At 69.7% G+C, this 6,277-nt stretch carries 7 protein-coding genes; 3 read left to right on the forward strand and 4 right to left on the reverse strand.

The features are described from left to right. The 4 genes from ACFY4A_RS18425 to ACFY4A_RS18440 all read right to left on the reverse strand — a co-directional run. Positions 1–1,225, reverse strand: a 1,225-nt coding sequence (locus tag ACFY4A_RS18425; protein WP_390830440.1) for a hypothetical protein, incomplete at its 3' end; no start/stop codon positions are given. Beyond that, complete coding sequence (locus ACFY4A_RS18430) at positions 1,222–1,866, reverse strand: WhiB family transcriptional regulator (protein ID WP_040896654.1); 645 nt, start codon at positions 1,864–1,866, stop codon at positions 1,222–1,224. The genes ACFY4A_RS18430 and ACFY4A_RS18425, both read right to left, overlap by 4 nt. 155 nt (positions 1,867–2,021) lie before the next feature. Continuing rightward, positions 2,022–2,738, reverse strand: a complete 717-nt coding sequence (locus ACFY4A_RS18435) for a hypothetical protein (protein ID WP_055493677.1) — start codon at positions 2,736–2,738, stop codon at positions 2,022–2,024. A gap of 2 nt (positions 2,739–2,740) precedes the next feature. After that, positions 2,741–3,628, reverse strand: a complete 888-nt coding sequence (locus ACFY4A_RS18440) for a helix-turn-helix domain-containing protein (protein ID WP_390830441.1) — start codon at positions 3,626–3,628, stop codon at positions 2,741–2,743. A gap of 845 nt (positions 3,629–4,473) precedes the next feature. Here ACFY4A_RS18440 and ACFY4A_RS18445 point away from each other — a divergent pair. The 3 genes from ACFY4A_RS18445 to ACFY4A_RS18455 are packed head-to-tail and all read left to right on the forward strand — an operon-like array spanning position 4,474 to position 6,229. After that, positions 4,474–4,944 (forward strand): XRE family transcriptional regulator, encoded by a 471-nt coding sequence (locus ACFY4A_RS18445; RefSeq protein ID WP_234377040.1) that lies wholly within the window; start codon positions 4,474–4,476, stop codon positions 4,942–4,944. A 35-nt stretch (positions 4,945–4,979) separates the two neighbouring features. After that, positions 4,980–5,492 (forward strand): hypothetical protein, encoded by a 513-nt coding sequence (locus ACFY4A_RS18450; protein WP_245765974.1) that lies wholly within the window; start codon positions 4,980–4,982, stop codon positions 5,490–5,492. Beyond that, positions 5,489–6,229 (forward strand): MAB_1171c family putative transporter, encoded by a 741-nt coding sequence (locus ACFY4A_RS18455; RefSeq protein ID WP_390830442.1) that lies wholly within the window; start codon positions 5,489–5,491, stop codon positions 6,227–6,229. Before ACFY4A_RS18450 ends, ACFY4A_RS18455 begins: the two co-directional genes overlap by 4 nt. Positions 6,230–6,277 lie beyond the last annotated feature (48 nt).

The raw sequence follows: 6,277 nt of genomic DNA on the forward strand, positions 1-6,277 counted from the left end.
CCCCGGTGGGCTCGGTCCCCGACTCGGCGGCGTTCGGTCCTGGATGCGAATCAGGGCCTTGAGCAGCTACTTCTCGCGCAGTGCGGTCGGTCCCCACGCCTCCGGCGTCCCCCTGTGAGGCTTCCGGGTCGGTGGGACCGGTCCCCGGGACCCCACCTGTGGCTGGAACCTCGGTCCCCACCCTGGTCCCCGCGTTCTCGCCCCCGGTCCCCGCGCCATCCGACGCCTTAGAGTCCGCAATCTTGGGGACCGGTCCCCTCGGGGCGCTCGGTCCCCGGTCCCTGTACGACTCGTGGGGGCCGGGGGGATCGGCTGCGGGGACCGGCGCCGTCGAGGCCGGATGCGAGGGGACGGCGGCTGCCCTCGCGGTGATGTGCGCCGGGGACCAGGGCGAGGGAAGCGGGACCGTGGCGAGCGCGAGTGCGTGCCGGCGTGCGGCGAGCTGGTCGAGCAGCTGTGCGCGCTGGCGGGCGTCGGTCCCGACCGAGGCCCTGCCGACCGCCTTCGACAGGCGCCGCGTCAGCCGCCGGCCGCGTCGGCTCTGCTGCTGCTCGGGTGTGCGTTCGGCGAGGCGGACGGCGAGGGCGACTGCGCGGGCGGTGGCCCGGTCCCGGGTGATCTGTGCGGCGTCGCGGTCGCGTGCGGCGATCCCGAGGCGGGACAGCAGCCGCTCGCGTGCTTCCCGCCCCAGGACGGCGATCAGTCCGTGGGAGGCGGCACCCGGGGTGCGCAGGCGCAGCTCGATCCCCATGGCGAGGTGCCACAGCATCGCCGCCATGACCGGCCCGACGAAGGCCCTTACCGTGCCGCCGATAGGACCGCTCTCGGCATAGGCGGGGATCACCTGCACTCCGGTGATCACCCAGACCAACGTGCCCGGAAGGCCGGGGGCGCCCTCGGTGGCCAGGTTCTGCCGTGCCATTAGCGCCGTCGCGAAGAGCGCCAGCTCGGCTGCGGCGAACATGCCGGCCCGCTCGGCGGTGCCGGCCATGTCGAGGTAGTCGGCGGCGAACCGCCAGCTCGTGTCCGCGGAGTAGCAAGTACAGCCGAGGGCGGCAAGGGCAGCGACCTTGACCGCCGGACCGCTGAGACGTTTCTGCGGGCGTGTGCCCTGGCGCCGGATCGTCCAGGCGGTCAGCACCAGCACGACGGCGGCGGGCACCACGGCGGCGAGGAGGAGAGAGAGGTCCGGAGCGGCGCCGAGGGACAGGAAGGGGTGGGTCATGCGGCCTTTCCGAGAGAGGCGTGCGCCGGAGTCGACGCTGCCGGGCGGGCTGCTGGCTGCTGTGTGCCGGGTGCTGAGGCGGGCGGGGGGCCGCCTGCTGCTGGGGCGGTCTTCTTCCGCTTCTTCTTGGGCCGCGGCACGCCGTAGGTGCGGTCGCGGTCGAACACCTTGTTGGCCGCCTGCCGCAGCAGGTCGCGTGCGTGCTTGTGGCTGATCTGAAGGGCGGTGGCGAGCCGGTCGGGCCGCCAGCCGCGTACGTAGGCGTGGTCGATGACGACCTGCCGCTCGGCCTCGGTCAGATGCACGTCGCGTCCCAGGAAAAAGGAGGTTACGCGTCGGTAGTCGAGGCGCTGGTGCAGTCCGTCGTGCCAGGGACGCCGCTCGGCCTCGGTGAGGCCGCCCCAGATGCCCTCCTTGAGGACGTTCTCCAGGGCGAAGTTGAGGCAGTCGCTGCGTACCGGGCACCAGCCGCACAGCTCCTTCGCCTCGGCGATGGCTTCGTGGTCCCGCGGGAGCGGGAAGAAGACGGCGTCAGCGTCCTCGACGTCCATGCCGTGGCACGCTCCCTGGGTGTGCCAGTTGGTGTCTCCGATACTGCGCAGGCCGGTGGCCGGCGCGTCGTGGGTGGTGATGTGACGCAAGGGTGGTCTCCGATGTGCTGCCGCGTCGGCCGGCTGGGGCGGTGCTGGGCGCGGCGTCGGGTGGCCGCAGCGCGCGGGCGTGCGCCGCAGCCGGGGCGGGACGGTGATAGGGGGTAGCGGTGCATCGGGCGGGATGCACGCGACCGATGCGCCGGTCAGGCCACGGCGGGCTGCTGGACCTGCTCGCTCGGCTGGGCCTGCCGGGCGGCGGCGAGGTCGACGCGGCCGGGGTGCGGGGTGGCGCGCGGGGCGGTCGTGCGTACCCCGTCGTCGGGACCGATCCGGCGGCGACGACACGGCTCACCGGGCTGGGCCAGGCACCACTCGCACTTGACGCTCAGGGCGTCGGGCAGCCCCTGAGCGACGGCGGCCTCGCGGGCTGCGCGAGCGGGCCGATAGGGGGCGAGGGCTGCGCGGGCGGCGGGCGGTATGCAGGAGCCGATCTGCCGCAGCCTCGCCTCCAGCCTTGGGTCGATGCGGTCGCGACCGCTGGTGATGGCTCTGGCCTGGGCGGGCTGCGCGGTGCCGGCGGCGACGGCGCGGCGGGTGCCGACCAGCTCGGCGGTCCAGGCGGCCTGATCGTCCGGGTCGGCGGACGGCGTGGGATCGGAGTGCCGGGCCAGGCGGTCGCGACGGTAGCTCTCCCAGGGGCGGGCGACGTCCGCGGGCAGGATCTGGTACGGCGAGACTCTGATGTGCTGGCGGGCGGCGACGCGGGCGTCCCAGCCGTGCGGAGTGGCCATCGGCACGTCGCCAAGCAGCTCGTGCCACTGTGCGAGCTGGTCGCGTGCCTCGCCCTGGTTGGTGCGGATGGTGCGGGGGTCGAGTCGGCCGATGTAGGCCAGCAGGGCTGCGATTTCACGGCGGTCCACGACTACTGCTCCGTTCCGGTCGGCTCGTTCAGGGCGGCGAGAAGTGCGGCGGTGTGGGCCTCTGCCCGCGTCATGCCGCCGGGCTGGCCGGGACCCGTGCCGGGCACGGCGTAGAGGTTCGGGCGGCCAGGGGGGTGCTCCCGGGCGACCCAGGAACGCCAGTCGGCAGCCCACGCAGCCGCCGGCCTCGGCTTGAAGCCGGAGCGGTGGGCACGCCACTTCGCGTCGGCCGCCTGCAGGCCCTGCTCGCCCAGACGGTCGAGGTGCCCCTGCTCGCGGGCCCAGGTGTGGGTGGCTGGGTCGACCTGCCACTCGGCAGCTGAGAGGACGGCAGCACCACCACTGCTGTACCTCCGGTTCAAATCCGGTTCACTACGGTTCTGTGTGCCGGTTTCCGGTACATCGCTGTGCCGGTTCCCGGCACGTCGAGGTGCCGGTTTCCGTCCGGACCTGCTGGATTCCGGTACTGCCGGTTTCCGGGCCCTCGCAGGGGATTCCGGCACCTCACGCGGGCGGATGTTGTAGCGCCGCAGGGCCGAGATCCGGAGCGCCGGGGTGGCTTCGGTCCCCTCCGCCGGCGTCTGGTCGGGGTCTTTGTCGTCCACGGTCTCCGCCAGGACCTTGGCGGCGAGGGGGAGGCGGTAGACGGTGCTGCGCTGCGGGCCGGTGAGGTCTTCGAGCTGCTCCAGCTCACCGGCGTCGACCAGACGGTCGATGGCTTCACGGACCGTGGAGACGGAGGCGCGGGTGCGCTTGGCCAGGCTCGACAGGGAGGCCCAGGAAACGCACTGCTCGTCGCCCACCCGGTCGGCGATCGACAGCAGGACCAGACGCGCCGTCCCCCGGCTGCAACTGTGCTCCCACACCCAGTCGCGGGCTTCGCTGCTCATCGGCAGCTCCCGACGAGCGGGCGGGTCCCGCAGCTCGGCGGGGCCATGAACGTGCGGTCCGGCTCGGGGCGCTGAGGCGCCGAGGCGGAGATGGCTGCCGCGCAGGCCAGGCGAAAGGGCCTTTTGCGCAGGGCAGGAGACATGCGATACTCCCCTTTGCAGTGTTGCCACGCTGACGCGCCCCTTGGAAGGACTCAGCGTGGTGATGGTGGGCAATCTCCGCCCTTGCCGGGGCGGGTATGCCGCTTAGCGTTCGGCGTCCGTGAGTTACCGCTCCCGGGCGCCGTCGCTGTTTGTGGACCTTCGCGGTCCGGTCCGTCCTCGTGCTCTCCTCATGTCCGTCGCTGCGGGCGGGCTGCCCGGGGACGACGAACATACGCACGGACCCGTATCAAGATCCAGACTTGGTTCTTAAACTCTGTACTGGTTGCAGAGAGTCATCGGATGATCGTGTGCCGCAAGTGTCCGTACGGCGCGACCTGGGGCGCACCCCCGCGTCGAAGCGCACCGTTGCCGCGGTTGCCTCGAACGCCGAGAGCGTGTCACTGTGTCCGAATTGGAACGGGTGTCTGTTATTCCCTGCAGTGGAAATGCGAGGCGGATGGGGTGTTTCCACTGCCGCCTCCGCGCTTTCCGGTCGAAGATAAAATCCTGCGTGCCAGACGTGACCTATGTCGCTGGCTGTGGCTTGTGCCACTCACCCGGCATACTCCTGCCGGTAGAAACGGACAGGCCGACCTGAAACAGGCGGTACGCGTCACACGGAAACGTGCTGGTGAGGAAGAACTTTCCATACAGTGGATCAGCTCGTCAACTCACGTTTATCGCGGGGTAGGGTGCTTGAAGTGACGACGAAGTCCACCCAGGAAAGGATCATGAAAGACTCGACCGAAGGCCAGGTGAGCCCCAAGGGGCTCATGGACCGCCTAAACCGCCTGTTCGACACAGTGCACCCGCCCGACCGCGGCCCCTTCAGCAACGCCGAGGTGGCCGAACTCATGGAGAAGCGCGGGCTGGGCAAACTGTCGGCCCAGTACCTCTGGCTCCTGCGGACCGGGCAGCGCGATAACCCGACGAAGCGTCACCTCGAAGCGCTAGCAGGGTTTTTCGGCGTGGACCCCGCATACTGGTTCGACGACGTCGTCGCCGAAAAGACCGTGCAGGAACTTGAGTTGCTCGCACTGCTTCGCGACACGAAGATCAAAAACGTGCTCCTTCGCCTGTCCGACGTTTCCGCAGACGGAAAGGATGCCGTCCTGGGAATCGTCGAGAGCGTACGGAAATCCGAGGGGTTGCCACCCTCAACTGGCTCGTAAAACGGCCGCGTTCAGTAAGTGATCAAGGAAAAGCAATGTGGTCCGCACGTAGGCTGCGCCGGCCTGACCTCTTGGCCGAGCTGCAGCTCCCGCACGTCACCAATATCCGCGACCTCAGCGACGAGGTCTCACGCCGCACGGGACGGAAGGTGGTCCTGGAGGCCCGTGAGCAGGCGCCCTCCGTGTGCGGGGCATGCGCCGTCACGGAGAGTGCCTTCCACGTGTACTACGACCCGCGGACCAGTTCCCTGCACCAGGACCACATCATTGCCCACGAGTTCAGCCACCTGCTGCTCGGCCACCACAAGAACCGCCCGGCGTCCGCGCTCTCCTCAACGATCTTCACCAGCGTGGGCTCGGCCACCGTCGAGATGATGTTGGGCCGTACCAAGTACGACGAGGACGAGGAGCGGGACACCGAGCTCCTCGCCTCGTTGATCCAGCGCCGGATCATCGACCGGTGGCTGCGCAGCGACGAGTCCTCCGGAGACGAAGTGCAGGACCGGGTCACGCACACGCTGCTGCGCCGACGGGAGGCCCGGCCGTGAAGGACCTGCTCCACCCGATCAGCCTCGTCGTCGCCACGCTCGGCTTCCTCTGCTTGCTGCGGGACGTGCCGACCCGCCGCCGAGACCCCGCCTTCACCGCGCTGGCCGCCGTCTTCCTGCTGTCAGGGCTGTCGTTCCTGTTCTCCATCACACTGATGTGGCAGTACCTCGACCATGTCCTGGGCGTGGTGAACCTCTCCGTACCCCTGGCGATGGGGTGCGTGGTCGCGCTGCTCGCCTGCCAGCAGATCGTCCTCACCTACTGGGGATCACCCCCCGAAGTTGCCCGCAGGAGGGCACGGGAGTGGCTAGCCGCAGGCTTCGCTGTGATCGCAGGGCTGCTGGTGCTGTTCGCCCTGCTGACGCCGAACGCGCCGCGACCGATCAACTTCACGCTGTACTACGCGCATGATGGCTGGTACGCCGCGTATCTCACCCTGTACGTCACGGCCTACACCATCGGTGAACTGTCCCTAGCCCGTGCCTGCTGGCGCCTGGCCCACCGCAGCACACGCGGGTCCGTCCGTATCGGCCTGCGCATCGTCGCCCTCGGCGCGACCGTCACTCTCGGATACAGCGCCGTGCGCATCGGGAACGTGATCGCCGGTGCCTTCAACGCGTCGCTCGCAGAGTGGGAGGGCTTCGCGTGGACCTGCGGCGATGTCGGCGCCATGCTCACGCTCATCGGCTGGCTAGGAGCGTGTCTCAGTAACCGGCAACCCGCCTGCGGTTCGTGATCATTCATGCAGGATGATGTTGGTATGGGTGGTGGCGATGGGTTGTTC

It is taken from the genome of Streptomyces sp. NPDC001292, from assembly GCF_042896465.1.
In the GTDB taxonomy this organism is placed as follows: Bacteria; Actinomycetota; Actinomycetes; order Streptomycetales; family Streptomycetaceae; genus Streptomyces.